This window comes from Thermaerobacillus caldiproteolyticus, assembly GCF_013761245.1.
In the GTDB taxonomy this organism is placed as follows: domain Bacteria; phylum Bacillota; class Bacilli; order Bacillales; family Anoxybacillaceae; genus Thermaerobacillus; species Thermaerobacillus caldiproteolyticus.
The window spans coordinates 352,626-371,884 of record NZ_JACDUT010000001.1; the positions used below are offsets into that span (position 1 = coordinate 352,626).

Genomic DNA, 19,259 nt, shown 5'->3' on the forward strand with positions numbered 1-19,259 from the left:
CAAAACATTATTACAATAATTCTTTCAACGCCACCTCTAAGTCGTTACCGTCTGCCGAACGCTGTTGCTGATACGTTTTCATGGTTAAAAACGCCATATAATCACCGATACGAAGCGACAGAATGTCTTCAACTAGCTCAAATAATTTTTTTTTCTCATTTAATTTTTTCCATTTTTTATAAAATAAACACTCCCAAATTTGTTCGATCTCCACTTGTTCATAGCCAAGCAACCGAAACTCATCGTATTTGCATTCTAACACCGGCATAAGTTGTTCGCGCAACTCTTCTATTTTCTCTTTATCCATGATCGACCCCTTCTCCCCTTTTATTGAACGGCAGTACTTGTCATGCTTGTTCACATGGTATGCATATAGTTAATTGTATAAAAGATTACCGCGTTTGAGAAGGTAGGGAGATGATATGTCTAAATTTTTAAAAGGAACGCTCATATTAATCGTTGCCGGCCTCGTTACAAGAGTTCTTGGATTTGTCAATCGAATTGTTGTGGCACGTGTTATTGGAGGAGAGGGCGTCGGCTTGTACATGATGGCTGTTCCGACGCTCGTATTAGCAATTACGATTACCCAAATGGGGCTTCCTGTGGCGATTTCCAAGCTGGTTGCCGAGGCAGAGGCGGTCGGCGACCAACGGAAAGTAAAGAAAATTCTTGTCGTTTCTTTAGCGACCACCGGAGGGCTAAGCATCATCTTTTTCCCGGCGATGATTTTGCTTGCTCCGACTTTGTCAACAACATTATTCACTGATCCGCGCACGTATTATCCATTATTGGCGATTTCACCAGTTGTTCCTATTGTCGCTATCTCCTCCGTATTGCGTGGTTATTTCCAAGGAAAACAACAAATGAAACCGTACGCATATTCTCAATTGATTGAGCAAATCGTTCGCATCAGTTTAATCGCTGTTTGCACGAAAGCCTTTTTACCATACGGAATTGAGTACGCAGCTGCCGGAGCAATGCTTTCTTCCGTAATCGGGGAATTCGTTTCTCTCGTTTATTTATTGTATATGTTTAAACTGAAAAAGCGAATGAAAGTACGAACGCAGTTTTTTAAACATGTCAAAGCGGGAAAAGAAACATTTGTGAGCTTAATGCGCATCGCGTTACCGACAACCGGGAGCCGCCTCATCGGTTCAATTGCTTGGTTTTTTGAACCAATTGTCGTCGCCAACAGTTTAGCGATTGCCGGAGTCGCTACCTCTCTTGCGACAAAACAATACGGAGAACTCACAGGATATGCACTTCCTTTGCTGATGCTGCCGTCGTTTATTACATATTCGTTATCGACGTCTCTCGTTCCTGCGATTAGCGAAGCGGCTGCCCAACAGCAAATGATTCTTATTGAACATCGAATCCAACAAGCAATGCGTCTTTCCCTCGTTACAGGCGGGCTGTCGGTCATCGTCTTATACGTATTCGCCGATCCACTTATGCAACTCATGTACGGTACAAGCGAGGCATCCATTTTCGTAAAAGTAATGGCGCCGTTTTTCCTATTCTATTACTTTCAAGGTCCATTACAAGCAGTTTTACAAGGTCTTGATCTAGCTAAAGCAGCCATGACGAACAGCCTTATTGGAGCGGTTGTAAAAACAGTATGTATTTTTGCATTAGCGACGCGACCAAGTTTAGGAATTATGGGAGCCGCATTAGCGATCGCCATCGGCACCGTGTTAGTCACACTTCTTCATTTTGCAACGATGGTCAAAGTTGTGTCCTATTCCGTCTATGTCACAGAATATATCAAGGCTTCCATCACAATGCTGATCGCTGGCATCGTCGGCTATATGACGTTCTCCCATTCTTTTGCGACATTTCCGCTCAATGTACGAACGACTGCTGCTATCATCATTACTACCATCGTTTACATGTTGCTTTTAATCATCTTCAAGCTCATTAAACGTGAAGAATTGATGCGAATTCCGTTTCTCCGTGTCTTTTTCCTGATAAAAAAATAATCAAGCCCACTTCTAAACATGTCCTGCGGCGAATATACTTTTGCTAAAAACATCCATAGGACGAGGGGGGAGAAAAAATGACAAGGTTAGGGAAAGCGATTGTCTATGGAATTGTGACGATTTTTTTACTTGCCGCTATCGTCAGTTTCTTTTTATCTTTAATGATGAAATTTACAAGTATCGAAGAGTCGTCATTGACATGGATGATTTTCACAAGCTCCCTTTTATCAATGTTTATTGGAGGATTTGTCGCCGGTGGAAAAGGGAAAGAAAAAGGCTGGCTTATGGGTGGGGCTACGGGTGTACTATTCACAGTGATTGTCCTTTTGTTCCAGTTTTTAGGACTAGAGCAATCATTCTCGCTTAAGCAATGGCTCTACCATCTCGGCTTTTTAGCAGCAGCTATGCTTGGAGGAGTTCTTGGAGTGAACATAACCGCATCACGAAGTTAAATGTAAAAAACAAAGGCTGCTTCTTCAAATGAAGAAGCAGCCTTATTCGTTTACTTATTTTCTGCAACTACTTCACGCACCGCTGAGCGATCGTATGTAAGGCGAGTACCGTCACCAGCACGGATCACGATTTTATCTTCATCAACTGAGTCGATAATGCCGTGCAATCCACCAATCGTGACGATTTTATCCCCTTTCTTTAAGTTCGCCTGCATTTGTTGAATCGCACGCTGGCGTTTTTGCTGCGGACGAAGTAACAGAAAGTAGAAAATCACGAAAAATAAAAGAATTGGTAATAAATTGACTAGCGTTGCCATCGATTTCACCCCTTTCTAAGCAATGGAATTAAAAGTTTTTCGCATTCGGTTTGTTAAACCCATATCGTTCAAAAAACTCTTCGCGGAAGTCGCCAAGACGATCGTCACGAATAGCTTGTCTCACTTGCTCCATCAATTTTATCAGAAAATACACATTATGATAAGAAGTTAAACGAATTCCGAACGTTTCATCACATTTTATTAAATGTCGAATGTACGCACGTGTATAGTTGCGGCATGTGTAACAGTCACAATTTGGATCAAGCGGTGTAAAGTCTCTCGCGTATTGCGCGTTTTTAATAACGACGCGTCCTTCGCTTGTCATGACCGTTCCGTTGCGACCAATGCGTGTCGGCAAGACGCAGTCAAACATATCGATGCCGCGGATCACTCCGTCAATGAGCGAATCCGGAGAACCTACCCCCATTAGATAGCGAGGTTTATTCGCCGGTAAAAGCGGAGTTGTAAATTCTAAAACGCGGTTCATTACTTCTTTTGGTTCACCAACGGACAATCCACCTACGGCATATCCAGGAAAATCAAGCGATACTAAGTCTTGTGCACTTTGTTTTCGAAGATCTTCAAATTCACCGCCTTGAACAATACCAAACAATCCTTGGTCATGCGGGCGTTGATGTGCTTTTAAACAGCGCTCCGCCCAACGGCTCGTCCGCTCCACCGACTGCTTCATATATTCATATGTTGCCGGATATGGCGGGCATTCGTCAAACGCCATCATAATATCCGAACCGAGCGCATTTTGAATCTCCATTGCTTTTTCTGGAGAAAGGAAGAGCTTATCCCCGTTTAAATGATTTCGGAAATACACTCCTTCTTCCTCAATTCTTCGGAATTCGCTTAAACTAAACACTTGAAAGCCGCCGGAATCGGTCAAAATACCGCGATCCCAGTTCATAAACGAATGAAGCCCACCGGCTTCTTTGACAATGTCATGCCCCGGACGAAGCCATAAATGGTACGTATTGCTTAAAATAATCCCTGCGCCCATTTCCTTTAATTCTTCCGGCGACAAAGTTTTCACCGTTGCCAGCGTGCCAACCGGCATAAACATCGGCGTTTCAAAGGAACCGTGTGGAGTATGAATGATCCCAAGCCGTGCTCCGGTTTGCTTACATGTTTTGATTAATTCATATCGAATTGCTGTCAAATGAGTATCTCCTTTCTAAAAAGGTAGGAAAGTAAAAATGCAAATTCTCTATCTTCCCGTCTCTAAATTACAAACATTTCCATACTCGAAAAACATTTGGTTTTGAGAGCGATTTGCGACGCTTTGTCCCCGCTGCGGGAGGATACAATTGTCTATCACTCGGCGGATCACAGGACGTAGCAAGAGCCGAATTGAGCCTCCTTGCTAATCCTCTAACGCCTTTCGGTGGGGAGGCGGCTCACCTCCGCTTCTCTTAAATAATCAACATGGCATCACCAAAACTAAAGAAACGATAGCGTTCTTTTACTGCCTCTTCATAAGCATGCAAGACGTTTTCTCGCCCGGCGAGCGCGCTGACAAGCATAATCAACGTCGATTTTGGCAAATGAAAATTCGTCACCATGCCATCAATCGCCTTAAACTCATAGCCCGGATAAATGAATATGCTCGTCCAGCCGCTTTCAGCGACAAAAGTACCGTTATGTCTTGAAGCAATCGTTTCTAACGTGCGCGTCGTCGTCGTGCCGACAGCAATAATACGTCCGCCTTGCTGTCTCACTTCATTTAACAATCTCGCCGTTCCCTCTGTCATTTGATAAAATTCGGCGTGCATATCATGCTCTTCAACATTTTCGACATTAACAGGGCGGAATGTGCCGAGACCGACATGAAGCGTAATAAACGCGATATGTACTCCTTTGGCACGAATATCGTCAAGAAGCTGTTCGGTAAAGTGAAGTCCTGCGGTCGGTGCCGCCGCTGAGCCCCGTTCTCGAGCATACACAGTTTGATAACGTTCGCGGTCGTCTAACTGCTCTTTAATGTAAGGCGGGAGCGGCATTTCTCCAAGCGACTCTAGCACTTCATAAAAAATTCCTTCATATTCAAACTCAAGCACACGCCCCCCATGTTCGAGCGTATCGACACATGTCGCTCTTAACCGCCCGTCACCAAACAAAATCGTCGTTCCTATCTTCACACGTTTCGCAGGCTTCACTAACGTTTCCCAGCGATCACCTTTCACTTGTTTTAATAACAGCACTTCAATGTTTGCCCCTGTATCTTCTTTTTCTCCATAAAGGCGCGCAGGTAATACGCGCGTATCATTTAATACAAGACAATCTCCCTCACGTAAATACGATAAAATCGCACGAAAGGTTTCATGTTTGATCGCGCCCGTTTGTTTATCAAGTACCATCAATCTTGACGCTTCGCGATTCGGAAGCGGTGTTTGCGCAATTAATTCTTCTGGTAAATCAAAATCAAATAAGTCTACTTTCACAGTAGCTCACCTCTTTTTTGCAGTTATGTTCAACGAAACCGACTAAGCGCGTAAAAAATGAATGATAACACGACGCTTAACACAATCGACGTGACAACCGGAAAATAAAATGTCGTATTTCCTTTTCGAATAATAATATCTCCAGGAAGTCGACCTAGTTTAATAAACTGCATAAGAAACCCAATGATAATCAATACAACCCCGATCACCATAATTGTTTTTGGAAGGTTATTCATTTTTCGGGAACCTCCATTCCAAAATGCTCATAAGCAAGACTTGTTACGATGCGCCCGCGTGATGTTCGCTGTAAAAAGCCGATTTGCAGCAAATACGGTTCATACACATCCTCGATTGTCTGTGCCTCTTCGCCGATCGTAGCGGCAATCGTGTCGAGCCCAACCGGCCCGCCCATGAATTTTTCCATAATCGCTTTTAATAATTTATGGTCAATATGGTCTAATCCGAGTCGATCGACTTGCAATAGCTCAAGCGCTTCTTGGGCTAACGCAAACGTAATCGTTCCATCGCCGCGCACTTGGGCAAAATCGCGAACGCGCCGCAATAAGCGATTGGCAATGCGCGGTGTTCCTCGCGAACGCCGTGCAATTTCAAATGCCGCCTCTTCTTCGATGCCTACCTCAAGAATATCGGCAGTTCGTTTGACAATTTGCGCCAATTGCGCTGGGGCGTAATATTCCAAACGGCTTAACACGCCAAAGCGATCACGAAGCGGAGCCGATAATGCCCCTGCTCTCGTCGTGGCACCAACGAGTGTAAACGGCGGAAGATCAATGCGAACTGAACGCGCCGTTTGCCCTTTGCCGATAACAATATCTAAACAATAGTCTTCCATCGCCGGATACAGCACCTCTTCTACTGAGCGTTGCAGGCGATGAATTTCGTCAATAAACAACACATCGCCGGGCTCAAGGGAAGTTAAAATCGCCGCTAAATCACCGGGACGCTCAATCGCCGGGCCAGCGGTAGTACGGATGTTACCTCCCATTTCATTAGCAATAATCGTTGCCAGCGTCGTTTTCCCAAGCCCTGGCGGACCGTATAAAAGCACATGGTCAAGTGTTTCCCCGCGCATTTTCGCTGCTTCAATAAATACTTTTAAATTATCTTTTACTCCATCTTGTCCAATATATTCGTGTAAAAATTTCGGGCGGAGACTATATTCAAGTGAAACGTCTTCGCGATGAGCATCACTGGAGACAAGACGCTCTTCCATTCTCCTCCCCTCCCTATTTTAATAATTTTTGGAGCGCTAGCTTAATATATTGATCGGTGGACAGATTTTCTTTCATTAATGACGGCATCACTTTTTGAATTTCCCGTTCTGCATATCCGAGCACTTTTAACGCCTCAATCGCTTCCTCAAGCGCCGATAATTGCGGAGAAAGCGACTCTTCGTGTGAAGTAAACAAATCTGGAAAAGCGTCTGGAACGACCGATTGCAGCTTACCTTTTAAATCAAGAATCATTTGCCGTGCCGTTTTTTTGCCGACACCCGGAAATTTGCATAAAAACTTTTCATCTTCCTGTTCAATCGCCTCAACAAGCTGCCGCGGCTGCCCAGCCGCTAAAATCGCCAGTCCCCCTTTTGGCCCGATGCCAGAGACTTGCAAAAGTTTCGCAAACAATGTTCGTTCTTCGCGCGTGCGAAATCCGTATAAGGCGATCGCATCTTCCCGCACATATTGATATGTATAGACCGTCACGATTGTATCATGACTTTTGTGAAACGAAAACGGATTTGGAGTGAAAATTTGATACCCTACTCCATTGCTTTCAACAACAATATATTCAGGACAAACATAATCGATATATCCACGGATAAACTCAATCAAGACCGTACTCCTCTCCTTTTTCTCACTGCTTTTCATTGTACCATACAATGAGAAAAAAGCGAATGTATATTCCTCTTTGTCCAAAACAAAAAGACCTATCGTAGCGATAAGTCTTTTTACGGCATCAGCGCAAAATGCCGGTATGTTTCAATAATATCTTTATACTGCGATTTCGAAATGACGCGAATCCCTTTTTTTAATTGTTCATGTTGCCGGCTTTCTAACTTTTTGATGTCAATTTGGAAAAACGATTGAATGACGCGCGATGATTTATTGGGCTTTCCTTCAAAAATGGACAGCGTTCCATTTTTCGTCAGCCCAAAATACCCATTCGCTTTTAAAAGAGGCGAAATGTCATTGATCGTTTTTTGAAAGACAATTTGCTCGTCATCCATATCGACAAGCTGCCATCCTTCATATTTTTTCCATATATCTTTCATAGAGACAACTGTTTCTTCTCTAATTTCTTCACTGACTTCCCCATCTAAATACATTCGTTCTAAAATTACATTCATTTTCACGGGGGACGGCTCCGCGAAAACATTTGATGTGGAAAGCAGCCATACGATCATCGCCATAGCATAAATGGAATGAACTCGCACCATCTCTTCCCCTCTTTCAAGGTAAAAATAAAATCTACTTCTATTTTCACCAATAAAAGAGGTTTTATCCATTCCCTTCTAATCTTTTCAGTCACTTTTCGCTTAATTTCTCCATAGCTAAGCGCTCCCAATCAAAGAAACTTAAACCATCCGTGCTCAACATCAAATTTAAACTTCTTTACATGTGTACAAGGATTTTCCTTTGGAGAAAGATCCCCTTCTTCTACACAGTAATTAAATAGGGAGCGCAAATACTGTTGATGTATGTTTCTTTTCTGCCTTTGTTTTTTAGATACATCATATACGCTTTAATATGTGATGACTTGACCTCTTCAACTTCTTCAAATTGCCACTCGTTCTGTAGATACTTAATAAATGCCTTATTATTGTTTTTATCGTTTGCCCTGTGTAATTCTTGACTTGGATGTAATAAAGAAATCCCTGCAACACCTCATGTAAAAGCATAAAAAATCCATCCTTTGCATAAAAAGTAAATTTCTTATGCATTGGATGGATATCGTAACGCGGGATGATGATTTTTAGAATGTATGTCATCATCCATCAGATTTTTTGGATGTTTTAAGCGGAAATAAGGACATAACACGTTGATATATCAACAATCATTACTCAATCCCTGACTCATCTAAATTATGATATACTTCCTGCACGTCATCGTCGTCTTCAAGCGTGTCGATGAGTTTGAGCATTTTCGTTAAATCGTCGCCGGTTAGCGTCGTGTATGTTTGCGGAATCATGGTAATTTCCGCACTCACAAATGTAAAACCGTTCGCTTCCAGCTGATTTTTGACGTCTTCGAACGTTTCTGGCGCTGTATAAATTTCAAATGAGTCCTCAGTTGTTTCCATTTCTTCCGCGCCTGCTTCGATCGCTTGAAGAAGCATTTCGTCTTCATCAATGTCAAGTCCTTCTCTCGCGATGACAAGCAATCCTTTTCGGTCGAACAAGTAGGATACGCAGCCTGTTTCACCTAGGTTGCCGCCGTTTTTCGAAAACGCTACACGCACGTTAGAGGCAGTCCGATTTTTATTATCAGTTAAGCAGACAACCATGACTGCAACGCCACCCGGACCATATCCTTCATAGCGAATCTCTTCATAGTTCGTATTGTCTTGATTTCCTGTTGCTTTTTTTATAGCGCGCTCAATGTTTTCATTCGGCATATTGGCCGCTTTCGCTTTTTCGATGACAAGGCGTAAGCTCGGATTAGTGCTCGGGTCACCTCCGCCCATTTTTGCAGCGACATAAATCTCTTTCGCTAACTTCATAAACAGCTTTCCGCGCTTTGCATCTTGCGCATTTTTTCGGCGTTGAATATTCTTCCACTTAGAATGTCCAGCCATTCTAAATTTCTCCTCTCATCACACGAAATTTCCGATATTACTATACCAAAAAAACACGAAACGGTAAAATTTCATCAAGAAGGGATGCCCTATAACAAGTGGCATCCCTTATATGATTTTATCGATGGTTAGCTGGACGCTCAATAATTTGCCCGTTATAGAAAATTGTTTTTAAATCCCGTTCAATTTCTTCAGACGGACGTCCATAGCGAATGTTATTATCAATCACCCGAACGCGATTGTACATGCTTGGATTTGACACAACACGCACATGTTTTCCCTTTGTATATGGCGCAATCGCTTTGGACACTAATCGTTCAACACGATTCGTGTCTTTTTCGTTCGTTGTAATGGCGACTAACACATGGTCGTTATAGACAAGGGCACGCGCATCCCCAACTTCCTTTACCGTAGCAGCGCGGCGAGCTACTGTTTCTGCTAGTCGTCCATCATAATGTTTATAATACGATGGATGCGTTTTCGCGTTCATTGAGTTTAAATGTCCATGATAATTTCGGTCTGCATCACCGAAATCATCATCAAGCGGAAGAGCTGGTGTTTCTGTATCAAATCGAGTGAGACCTGGAATACGCGTGCGGTTGTTATCCGTACCTAGAAAATCCGTTATTGGGCCGCTTTGACCATTCAATATATAAGCATTATCATAATTTTCACGGTTCGTTCCGTAACGGCCGTAGCGATATTGATCGTTTAAGCGGTCAGTGGAATAATACCCGATCGGGCGGGTCGTATCGTTATATCGCGTATTGTCATTGTCTGCATAATTTGCACACGCAGCGAGTCCTCCGGCAAGGCAAACCATCCCAATTGCTGTCATTACTCTTCTCAACGGAAAAAACCCCCCTTATTTGCCTTCGAACGAGGTCAAAGAAACTTCCTTTGACCTATCCTTAGCTTGGCAAATAAGCGGGGATTTTATCGCTGTTAGTTAGCGGTAAGACTAGAATTTTGGCGGCGCAATCGCTAATTGACGTTTATGATGAGAGCGGTTATGTAGGCGTTCAATAATTTGTCGGTCCTTTTCAGGGATTTCTTCGCCTTTTAAATATTTATCGATCATCTCATATGTTGTTCCCATTTCACTCTCATCTGTTTGTCCTTCCCATAATCCTGCGCTTGGCGCTTTCGTAATAATTTCTTCAGGAACGCCAAGAATGCGTGCCATTTCGCGAACTTCTCCTTTAGTAAAATGAACGAGCGGCACTAAATCGACTCCGCCATCACCATATTTTGTAAAATATCCTGTATGCCACTCCGCCGCATTGTCGGTTCCGACAACGATGTAACCATAATTATTGGCAACAGCATACAATGTTGTCATTCTTAAGCGTGCTCGCGTATTCGCATCACCTAACCGTGCTGCTTCTTCGTTCCACTCGCCTTTTTCTTTTAACTGCTTTTCAATTTCGCGAAATAACGTTTGATGCGTTTCCGTTAAATCAATGACAAAATGCTTAATTCCGCAACTTTCAACAACTTTTAAGGCATCTTCCTTATCTTTCGGATTGCTTTTACACGGCATAATTAATCCTAACGAGTTGTCAGGAAATGCTCGCTTAATGAGATGAGCTACAACTGCGGAATCGATTCCGCCACTAATTCCGACAATCGCGCCGTTAAGCCCTGCATTTGCCACTTGTTCACGAAGCCATTCAATCAGTTTTTGAATTTTCTCTTCCATCATTCGACTTCCTTTCACGAAAAATGACATATACGTTATCTTATCATATGAACGATTTTTTGGACAAACTGTTTACGTTCATGAAAATAGGGAATCGTCCACAGCCTGTTGTTTTGTAAAATAATTCGCCATTCCCGCATAATATCTGCAGGAAAAAGAAGTGCATGCAAAAACCATGGCTTTGTTAACCATAAGGAAAACGGCGGAAATTCCTGCAAACGATCCATTGACCATTGTAAATGCGGTAAAATGCGACTCGCGTACTGCAAATAATCAATACTTGACGGCGCAATAACAATTAAATCATAGTCAATTAAGTATACCGTTCCTTCCTCTGTCCGTAAAAAATTGTGGGACGCAACATCTCCGTGGATAATGGTCACCGCTTCTTCTGCTAGAGAAGGAGCAAATCGCGAAAAAGAATGCAGGAAATATTGGGCGCATTCAAGAATAAAAGCAAGCTCTTCCTTGTCCATCACTCGTTCGATGAACGGCAAATGAGAATAGAAATAATGATAACGCTGCCACCATTTCTCGTACAAATGATAATGAGGAAGCGTAGCTCGAAAAAACGGAATGTTGACTAATTGCTCAGTAAACGTATGATACTTCATCAATAAAGTCAGACCGTCACGAATATCACTTTCATAAGTGAACGATAATCGTTTCACATGGGGAATGTAGGTTTGTAATATCCAGTACGCTTGTTGAAACGTAAAAATTCCGTTCTGAAATGTCGTCGTTCGTATCGAGGGAGCGTTGGAAAACCCCGCTTGATTTAATGAATGAAGAAATAACAGCTGCCGAGCCGCTTCTGAAAATGTTTGATATCCCTTTAATATCCACTTCCCTTCATCCGTATGAACGAGCCATACTCGCGGCTTTAAAACAGTAAGTTTCTCGAGATGCAACCCATATTCCGCCTCAAGAAGAAAAGAGAGACGATCAATGGTATCGTCTCTCCCGTTTCTATTAGTCATGTTCGCTGCTCTCTCCATATTCGGGCATCATAAATAATTGCTGTGGAGCTGGTGGAAAATACGGTTGCCCCGGCGCTTGTGTAACGGGATATATAGATGGTTGCTGTTGTGTTGGATAAACAGGAAACGGTTGTACCGGATATGTTGGGACAGGATAATGAGATGGAGCAGCCGGCATATACGGCCCTTGATAAGCTGGCGGATACCATCCATACCCAGGCATAATCGGTGTAACAGGTACGCACGGTGTTGTTGGATAAGGCAACGGTACAGGACTCTGTACTTGTGGCGGTACATTTTCTTTTGTCTCTGGGCTTATATTCGGTGCTGCTACATTGGGCATCGGTGGTATATTCGGTGATATATTTGGTGATATATTGGGTGCTGCTACATTAGGCATTGGTGGTACGAACTCCGACGATTCACTGCTGCTTTCATGAATACCCGGAAACTGATGTGAACTGCTTTCCATCAATCCCGGCATCGGCGGCTGTGGATACGGCGGATATCCTCCTATTGGTGAGATTGGCGAATAATAAAATCCGTGCCCCGGTAAAACAGGAGTAACCGGAACGCATGGTGGTTCTTGCAATTGAACATTCGGCTGTACCGGTATCCCATATTGCGGTGACGTTTGTTGCGGCATTACCGGAACATAAGGAATTTTTGGCAACTCCGGCGGCTGTTCATGATCTATATCTTTTTCTTTTTCTGCTTTTATTTCCTCCGGACTTTCTAATTCTGTATCATGCTTCATAATGCCTGGTAAAATATTTGCTGGCTTTGGCGGAAGGGGCGGCAAATTCGGTATGACATTCGAAAAATTGACATTTGCTTGAGGAGATACTGGTGGAATCGTATGCGTGAGCGGTGATACATTCACTATTTTTTCCAAATCTTTTTGAGGTTCTTTATTCGTTTCTAATGGTTTTGGCGCTTCATTAGTGATTTTCGATGGACTTTCATTGACGACTTTGTTTTCCTTTGGTATCTCGTTGATATTTTCTTTTGGTACTTTGTTCACTGCTTCTTTTGGCGTTTCTTTCGGTTCCTCGTTTATTACTGATTTTGGTGTCTCTTTGATGTTTTCTTTCGGTATCTTATTCACTGCTTCTTTCGGCGTTTCTTTTGGTGTTACTTGGGTTGGCGGATTGACGTTAATATTCGGAGAGACCTCCGCTTCGATGTCAAACGAAACAAATGGTTTCACATTGGCATATGGATGTTCTATATTCGGCACTTCTTTCTTCGGAGCGATATTAATTTTTGTCTCTTTCTTTTGCATTTCTTTTTTGACAGGGACTCCTGCTGTCGGCACTTTAATTTTCATCCCCGGCATAATCATATCCGGATTGCTTAAATGACCGTTCATTTTCTTCAATTGTTCAAAGTCGACCCCATATTTTTGCGCAATCTTCCAAAGCGTGTCGCCTTTTTGTACGATATGGATTTTCACTCCGTTCCCCTCCTACACCCAAACTCTTTGCATTGTATTTCAGCTTCAGCTTGTTGTCACCATGATCCTTCAACACAACTTATGAACGAAACGATGATTTTATGATAAAAAATTAACAAGGCTTGATGGAAATGCTCCATCAGACCTTGTTTTACTTTAACTCCTTAAAGCGAAGCATAGGGTAAGAGAAATTCATGAAATCCATTCTCTTGCTTGGAGAACATTTGGCTTTGAGAGCGATTCGTAGCACTTCCGCTTTTCTTATGCATGGGCTAACATTCGTTCAAGCGCTTGAACGGCATCTTTGGCGATGGAAGATGGAACGGTAATTTGGTTGACGATTTTGCCTTGTTCTAATGATTCTAACGCCCAAAGTAAATGCGGCAAATCGATGCGATTCATCGTTAGACATGGACACATATAAGGATTTAACGAAATGATCTCTTTGTCTGGATGTTGTTGAATGAGCCGGTTGACTAAATTCATTTCTGTTCCGATCGCCCATTTGCTTCCCGCTGGTGCGTTTCGAATTGTTTCAATAATATATTTCGTAGAACCTGCGTAATCCGACTGCTGAACAACCTCCCAGCTGCATTCCGGATGAACGATAATGTTCATATCTGGCTTTGTTTGGCGAATGTATTCAATAGTTTTAACAGTGAAATTTTCATGAACAGAGCAATGCCCTTTCCAAAGAATCACCTTGATTCGTTTCACATCTCCTTTATATTCAAGTGAGTCGGTGAGCGGATTCCACACAGCCATTTCATCGAGACCGATTCCTAGCTTATACGCAGTGTTTCTTCCTAAATGTTGATCCGGCAAGAAAAAGATCCTCTCTTTTTGCGTCAATGCCCAAGCAACCATTTTTTCTGCATTGGACGATGTAACAGTGGCTCCGCCATGACACCCGACAAACGCTTTAATAGCCGCTGTTGAGTTTACGTATGTTAATGGCAAAATCGTATCCCCAAATAGCTCCTGCAAAATCGGCCATGCCCGCTCGACTTGTGCCAAATCCGCCATATCGGCCATCGAACAGCCTGCTCGCATATCAGGTAAAATCACCTTTTGATGATCCCCTGTTAATATATCCGCTGTTTCTGCCATAAAATGAACACCGCAAAATACAATATATTCCGCTCTATCGTTTTTCGCTGCGACTTGTGCAAGCTGCAATGAATCTCCGGTCGCATCGGCAAATTGAATGACCTCATCCTTTTGATAATGATGTCCCGGAATAAACAACCGTTCTCCAAATTTTTCTTTAATGGCACGGACACGCGCTTCCATTTCCCCGACACTCATCGTTTTATAGTCTTGTGGCATGTCATCATGCTGTTTCATCATTTCTAACACATTCATCGTTTCTCTCCCCCTATTTCCATCCTTCAATATTAAAGCTAATATCTAATGCTTTCGCTGAATGGGTTAATATTCCTAACGAAATATAATCAACACCCGTATTTCCGTATTGCGCAAGATTTTCTAACGTAATTCCTCCAGACGCTTCCGTAATAATCTGTTTAGGAACAAGCTGGACAAACTCACACACTTCCTCTGGAGTACGATTATCAAACATAATCACATCGACGCCCGCTTCAACCGCTTCTAGCACTTGTTCTTTCGTTTCTGTTTCTACTTCGATTTTGATCATATGGCCAAGCTTGCCGCGAACGGCTTCTACCGCTTTTGTAATCGAGCCGCAAAAGGCAATATGATTATCTTTAATCATCACTCCATCATACAGACCGAAGCGATGATTATAGCCGCCTCCACATGTGACTGCATATTTTTCTAACATTCGTAACCCTGGCGTTGTTTTTCTTGTATCGCAAATGCGTGTGTGTGCGCTATTTAAAGTCGTAACAGCGCGATGGGTTAATGTTGCGATTCCGCTCATTCGCTGTAATAAGTTTAAAATGACACGCTCGCCGGTTAGTAATGGTGCAATCGGACCAGAAACCGTAGCGATGAGTTCTCCTTTTTTCACCTGTTCGCCGTCCTTCTTGTGCAAAGTGATTTCTATCTCCCGGTCTAACAGATGATAGCCTGTTGCGATGATGTCCGTTCCGGCTAAAACTCCTTCCTCTTTCGCCAGAAACTCCCCTGTTGCTCGTTTTTTGTTCGGAAAAATCGTTTCGCTTGTCACATCACGATCACCGATATCTTCTAGAAAAAATTGCTGCAACATTTGCTGTAATTTCATCGTATTCATCATTTTTCCCCCCACACTTTGGCCATAAGTTCCTGTTTTACCCGCAAAATGCGCCGTTGTTGCCAATTTTCATCTGCATGTGGATAATCATGCCGATAATGCCCTCCGCGGCTTTCTGTTCGCTGCAACGCAGAAGTTGTGATTAACCATCCTGTAATGAGCATATGGATGATCGTGATTTCTTCTAACTTGAAGTCGTCGACATTTGTGTTGACGAAATCGGGAATTGAAAATTGCTCAAACCATTGTTTTGCATATGTTAAACGTTGTTCGTCTCTGACGATTCCGACATAGTGCATCATGATTGTTTGAATTTGCTGTTTCGTTGGCAGTAATTTTCTGCTTTTTTTCACAAATCGATTTTCCAGATGCTCGTATGTGATCGTATTTTGCTCATGCCGCCGTAACGTTTCTGCTACCCGTGCGCCAAAGACGATTCCTTCAAGCAGCGAGTTGCTCGCTAAACGGTTCGCACCGTGAACTCCTGTACAAGCCGCTTCCCCTACTGCATACAAGCCCGGTATAGACGTTTGCCCGCGACTATCAACTTGAATGCCGCCCATGAGAAAATGGGCCCCCGGTACCACAGGAAGCTTTCCTGTCTCAATGTTGATTCCATAAGATTTGCATAGCTTCGTAATGGCCGGAAATCGCTCCGAAAAATTAGCGATCTTAGAAATGTCTAAATATACGCGATTTCCTTTGATGATCTCCCCATGAATCGTTCTGGCAACAATATCGCGAGGAGCTAAATCCTGTTGTGGATGGACATGTTCCATCAGTCTTGTTCCATCTTCGGTGACTAGCACCGCTCCTTCCCCGCGCACCGCTTCTGAAATAAGGCCGACCGCTTTTCCGTCAACACAAAGCATCGTTGGATGAAATTGAATAAACTCCATATCCGTAATAACCGCACCTGCGCGATAGGCTAAAGCAATGCCGTCACCAGTAACGGTCGAAGCGTTCGAAGAAAATTCGTACATCCCCGTACATCCCCCCGTCGAAAGAACGACGGCACTCGCGTAATGAGCCGCTATAATCCCAGAGTGATTTTTCGTTTTTACTCCGATACAGCGGCCGTTATGAACAAGTAACTCAATGACACATTCGTCTTCAATGATCGTCACGTTCCCGCGCAGCTGCTCCAACAGAAACGAAACAAGCGCTCGCCCTGTTTGGTCGCCTCCTGCATGCAAAATTCTTCTGTGCCGATGTGCCCCTTCGTTCCCAAGATGAAATCGTCCATCTTTATCAGTGTCGAATTGTAAGCCAGCAGCAATCAGTTCGCGAATCCGTTTCGGACCTTCTTTAACGAGCGTCTCAACTGCTCGCTCGTCGTTATGGTAACCACCCGCGATCATCGTATCTTCATAATGAAACCGCCAGTCATCTTGCTTGGAAAAAGCCGCGGCCACTCCCCCTTGAGCCAACCACGAGTTACTTTCTTCCTTTTTGGATTTTGTGAAAATTATCACATTTCGATATTCATGTAAGTGCCATGCAGTCACTAAAGCGGCTATACCGCTTCCGACAATAATGACATGTTCTTTCGGCATACAGGTGCCTCCTATTTTTCAACTGTCTTGACACATATATTGACATATATTTAAACTGATGACAAGAGTTTTCTTAATCATTTTAAAAAGGAATGATTTTAATGATTTATTTCGATTACGCCGCAACAACACCAATGAGCAAAGAAGCGCTGCACGCTTATACCGAAGCAGCAACATCCTACTTTGGCAATTCGAGCAGCTTACACGATATTGGCAGCGCCGCGAATCGCTTGTTAGACATTTGCCGAAAAGAACTCGCAGCACTCATTCATGGTGACGAGCGTGGAATTTATTTTACAAGCGGGGGTACCGAGTCCAACATTCTCGCCGTTCATTCGATCATTCAAGCACATCGTCATAAAGGGAACCATCTTATTACAACCGCGACTGAGCATGCCTCGTTGTATCATTTGTTCCAACAGCTAGAAACAGAAGGATATGACGTAACGTATTTACCGGTTGACCGGTTTGGACTGATCGATATCGAGGAACTCGAACATGCGATTACCCCAAGAACAATTTTCGCCTCAATTCATCATGCTAATCCCGAAATCGGAACCGTTCAGCCAATTCAAGAAATCGGAAAACGATTGCGCCAACATGGGGTCATCTTTCATAGCGATTGCGTCCAAACCTTTGGTAAAATACATGTAGATGTCCAAGCAATGTGTATCGACAGTCTTTCGATTTCTGCTCATAAAATTTACGGTCCAAAAGGAGTCGGAGCCGTTTACATCGATCCGCGCATAAAATGGAATGCTTGCTTTCCAAACGCCACGCACGAATACGGCTTTCGCCCGGGAACGGTCAATGTTCCGGGAATCGCATCGTTCGTCACAGCGGCGCAACATATTTGTGCCGATCTCATCAACGAACAAACAAGGCTCGAACAATTGCGGCAATACTTTATTTCTCTGATTCATGAAAAAAGATTGCCCATTACAATCGAAGGGCATCCAGAAGCCCATTTACCGAATATTATCGGTCTTTCTGTCCAAGGAATCGAAGGACAATATACGATGTTGGAGTGCAACCGCCATGGCATTGCAATTTCTACCGGAAGTGCTTGCCAAATAGGAAAACAGGCACCTTCTCGAACAATGTTGGCGATTGGAAAAGAAAAAGAAGAAGCAAAGCAGTTTGTGCGCATTTCCTTTGGAAGATTTACAACTGTTGCGGAAATCGATCGACTTGTGGCCGTACTAGAAGAGATTTGTCAACATAGAAAGGGGTAGAAACGATTGAAAGAGGAGAAGAAAATTTTAGGAGAACAGCGGCGCAAGCTCATTTTGCAGTGGCTCAAAGAAAGTGAACAGCCATTAACAGGAGCGGAATTGGCAGCGAAAACAAATGTCAGCCGTCAAGTGATTGTGCAGGACATTTCGTTGTTGAAAGCGCGTAATGAGCCGATTATTGCGACAAGCCAAGGCTATTTATACCTTCCAACCAACGTCCCACACGAAACATATACTCGTGTCGTTGCTTGCTATCATGCTCCGGAACAGACAAAAGAAGAATTGCAGCTTATTGTCGATCACGGCGTTACTGTCAAAGATGTGAAAATCGAACATCCCGTTTACGGTGATTTAACCGCTTCCGTCATGGTCAGCAACCGTCTGGAAGTGGAACAATTCATTCAAAAAATTGAGGAAACAAATTCCTCTTACTTATTACAGCTTACCGACGGTACCCACCTTCATACGCTGGAAGCGGACTCCATCGCCAAGCTCGACGCGGCCTGCCTTGCCCTCAAAAAGGCTGGGTTTCTGATTGAATCATGAAACGAAGTCCCTTACCTTTATAGTAAGGGCCTTATTTGTTAAACCAATGGAAAGGAGAACGAAATGGGATACATTGAAGAACTTCGCTCCCTTGTCGGACATCGGCCATTAATCTTAGTCGGTTCATTGGTGATTATCAAAAATAAAAACGATGAAATATTGTTACAACAACGAAAACATCCGCATGGCTTCTGGGGACTTCCGGGTGGATTGATGGAATTGGGGGAATCCACAGAAGAAACGGCACGGCGTGAAGTGTTAGAAGAAACTGGGCTGACAATAGGAAAATGCAAAATGATCGATGTTATTTCAGGAGCTAATAACTACGTGAAGGCAGCCAATGGAGACGAATTCTATATGGTCACCATAGTGTACGAAACGAACGAATTTCTCGGAGATCTGCACATGGACCCTAACGAATCATTGGATCTTCGCTTTTTTCATGTCGAGCAACTCCCAAAACAAATGGTACAGAGCCATCAGCGCATTTTATACAAACATGTAAAAACATCCCCGCAGCCGTGATTATTTTCACAGCCGGGGATTTCCTTT

The 19,259-nt window shown here is 43.2% G+C and carries 21 protein-coding genes; 5 read left to right on the plus strand and 16 right to left on the minus strand.

Annotated features, from left to right (window positions below):
* Positions 1-10 precede the first annotated feature (10 nt).
* On the minus strand, positions 11-307 hold the full coding sequence (locus HNR31_RS01835) for a post-transcriptional regulator (RefSeq protein ID WP_181554538.1): 297 nt from the start codon (positions 305-307) through the stop codon (positions 11-13).
* Between the two features lie 115 nt (positions 308-422).
* Here HNR31_RS01835 and spoVB point away from each other — a divergent pair, with 115 nt between their 5' ends.
* Positions 423-1,979, plus strand: coding sequence for a stage V sporulation protein B (spoVB, locus tag HNR31_RS01840; protein WP_181554539.1), 1,557 nt, complete (start codon positions 423-425; stop codon positions 1,977-1,979).
* 77 nt (positions 1,980-2,056) lie between these two features.
* A complete protein-coding gene (locus tag HNR31_RS01845) occupies positions 2,057-2,431 on the plus strand; it encodes a TIGR04086 family membrane protein (RefSeq protein WP_181554540.1) in 375 nt (124 codons plus the stop codon).
* A 50-nt stretch (positions 2,432-2,481) separates the two neighbouring features.
* Here HNR31_RS01845 and yajC read toward each other — a convergent pair whose 3' ends face one another.
* From yajC to nadB, 15 genes are all read right to left on the minus strand, one after another.
* Positions 2,482-2,748 carry a preprotein translocase subunit YajC gene (gene yajC / locus HNR31_RS01850; protein WP_181554541.1) on the minus strand — a complete coding sequence of 89 codons (267 nt, stop codon included), beginning with the start codon at positions 2,746-2,748 and terminating at the stop codon, positions 2,482-2,484.
* Between the two features lie 28 nt (positions 2,749-2,776).
* Positions 2,777-3,916 (minus strand): tRNA guanosine(34) transglycosylase Tgt, encoded by a 1,140-nt coding sequence (gene tgt, locus HNR31_RS01855; protein WP_181554542.1) that lies wholly within the window; start codon positions 3,914-3,916, stop codon positions 2,777-2,779.
* 253 nt (positions 3,917-4,169) lie between these two features.
* Positions 4,170-5,198 (minus strand): tRNA preQ1(34) S-adenosylmethionine ribosyltransferase-isomerase QueA, encoded by a 1,029-nt coding sequence (queA, locus tag HNR31_RS01860; protein WP_181554543.1) that lies wholly within the window; start codon positions 5,196-5,198, stop codon positions 4,170-4,172.
* Positions 5,199-5,227: 29 nt separating this feature from the next.
* On the minus strand, positions 5,228-5,434 hold the full coding sequence (locus tag HNR31_RS01865; protein WP_181554544.1) for a DUF2905 domain-containing protein: 207 nt from the start codon (positions 5,432-5,434) through the stop codon (positions 5,228-5,230).
* Positions 5,431-6,432 (minus strand): Holliday junction branch migration DNA helicase RuvB, encoded by a 1,002-nt coding sequence (ruvB, locus tag HNR31_RS01870; RefSeq protein WP_181554545.1) that lies wholly within the window; start codon positions 6,430-6,432, stop codon positions 5,431-5,433. Before ruvB ends, HNR31_RS01865 begins: the two co-directional genes overlap by 4 nt.
* 13 nt (positions 6,433-6,445) lie before the next feature.
* The gene (ruvA, locus tag HNR31_RS01875; RefSeq protein WP_181554546.1) at positions 6,446-7,051 is read right to left on the minus strand and encodes a Holliday junction branch migration protein RuvA; all 606 of its coding nucleotides are present in this window, start codon (positions 7,049-7,051) and stop codon (positions 6,446-6,448) included.
* A 116-nt stretch (positions 7,052-7,167) separates the two neighbouring features.
* Positions 7,168-7,623: a BofC C-terminal domain-containing protein gene (locus HNR31_RS01880; RefSeq protein WP_374058287.1), complete on the minus strand. Its 456-nt coding sequence runs from the start codon at positions 7,621-7,623 to the stop codon at positions 7,168-7,170.
* Positions 7,624-8,276: 653 nt separating this feature from the next.
* Positions 8,277-9,014 carry a YebC/PmpR family DNA-binding transcriptional regulator gene (locus HNR31_RS01885; RefSeq protein ID WP_181554547.1) on the minus strand — a complete coding sequence of 246 codons (738 nt, stop codon included), beginning with the start codon at positions 9,012-9,014 and terminating at the stop codon, positions 8,277-8,279.
* A gap of 118 nt (positions 9,015-9,132) precedes the next feature.
* Positions 9,133-9,864 (minus strand): YhcN/YlaJ family sporulation lipoprotein, encoded by a 732-nt coding sequence (locus tag HNR31_RS01890; protein ID WP_374058284.1) that lies wholly within the window; start codon positions 9,862-9,864, stop codon positions 9,133-9,135.
* Positions 9,865-9,975: 111 nt separating this feature from the next.
* Positions 9,976-10,716 (minus strand): NAD(+) synthase, encoded by a 741-nt coding sequence (gene nadE / locus HNR31_RS01895; protein WP_181554548.1) that lies wholly within the window; start codon positions 10,714-10,716, stop codon positions 9,976-9,978.
* Positions 10,717-10,751: 35 nt separating this feature from the next.
* A complete protein-coding gene (locus tag HNR31_RS01900; protein WP_181554549.1) occupies positions 10,752-11,696 on the minus strand; it encodes a phosphotransferase in 945 nt (314 codons plus the stop codon).
* Positions 11,689-13,152 carry a SafA/ExsA family spore coat assembly protein gene (gene safA, locus HNR31_RS01905; RefSeq protein WP_181554550.1) on the minus strand — a complete coding sequence of 488 codons (1,464 nt, stop codon included), beginning with the start codon at positions 13,150-13,152 and terminating at the stop codon, positions 11,689-11,691. Before safA ends, HNR31_RS01900 begins: the two co-directional genes overlap by 8 nt.
* A gap of 261 nt (positions 13,153-13,413) precedes the next feature.
* Positions 13,414-14,517, minus strand: a complete 1,104-nt coding sequence (gene nadA / locus HNR31_RS01910) for a quinolinate synthase NadA (protein ID WP_181554551.1) — start codon at positions 14,515-14,517, stop codon at positions 13,414-13,416.
* 13 nt (positions 14,518-14,530) lie between these two features.
* On the minus strand, positions 14,531-15,370 hold the full coding sequence (gene nadC / locus HNR31_RS01915; RefSeq protein WP_181554552.1) for a carboxylating nicotinate-nucleotide diphosphorylase: 840 nt from the start codon (positions 15,368-15,370) through the stop codon (positions 14,531-14,533).
* Complete coding sequence (nadB, locus tag HNR31_RS01920) at positions 15,370-16,926, minus strand: L-aspartate oxidase (RefSeq protein WP_181554553.1); 1,557 nt, start codon at positions 16,924-16,926, stop codon at positions 15,370-15,372. The genes nadC and nadB overlap by 1 nt, the downstream gene beginning before the upstream one ends.
* A gap of 101 nt (positions 16,927-17,027) precedes the next feature.
* Here nadB and HNR31_RS01925 point away from each other — a divergent pair, with 101 nt between their 5' ends.
* From HNR31_RS01925 to HNR31_RS01935, 3 genes are all read left to right on the plus strand, one after another.
* Positions 17,028-18,161: an IscS subfamily cysteine desulfurase gene (locus HNR31_RS01925; RefSeq protein WP_181554554.1), complete on the plus strand. Its 1,134-nt coding sequence runs from the start codon at positions 17,028-17,030 to the stop codon at positions 18,159-18,161.
* 6 nt (positions 18,162-18,167) lie between these two features.
* Positions 18,168-18,707 carry a transcription repressor NadR gene (locus tag HNR31_RS01930; protein ID WP_181554555.1) on the plus strand — a complete coding sequence of 180 codons (540 nt, stop codon included), beginning with the start codon at positions 18,168-18,170 and terminating at the stop codon, positions 18,705-18,707.
* 63 nt (positions 18,708-18,770) lie between these two features.
* Positions 18,771-19,232 carry an NUDIX hydrolase gene (locus HNR31_RS01935; protein WP_181554556.1) on the plus strand — a complete coding sequence of 154 codons (462 nt, stop codon included), beginning with the start codon at positions 18,771-18,773 and terminating at the stop codon, positions 19,230-19,232.
* The last annotated feature ends 27 nt before the right edge of the window (positions 19,233-19,259 follow it).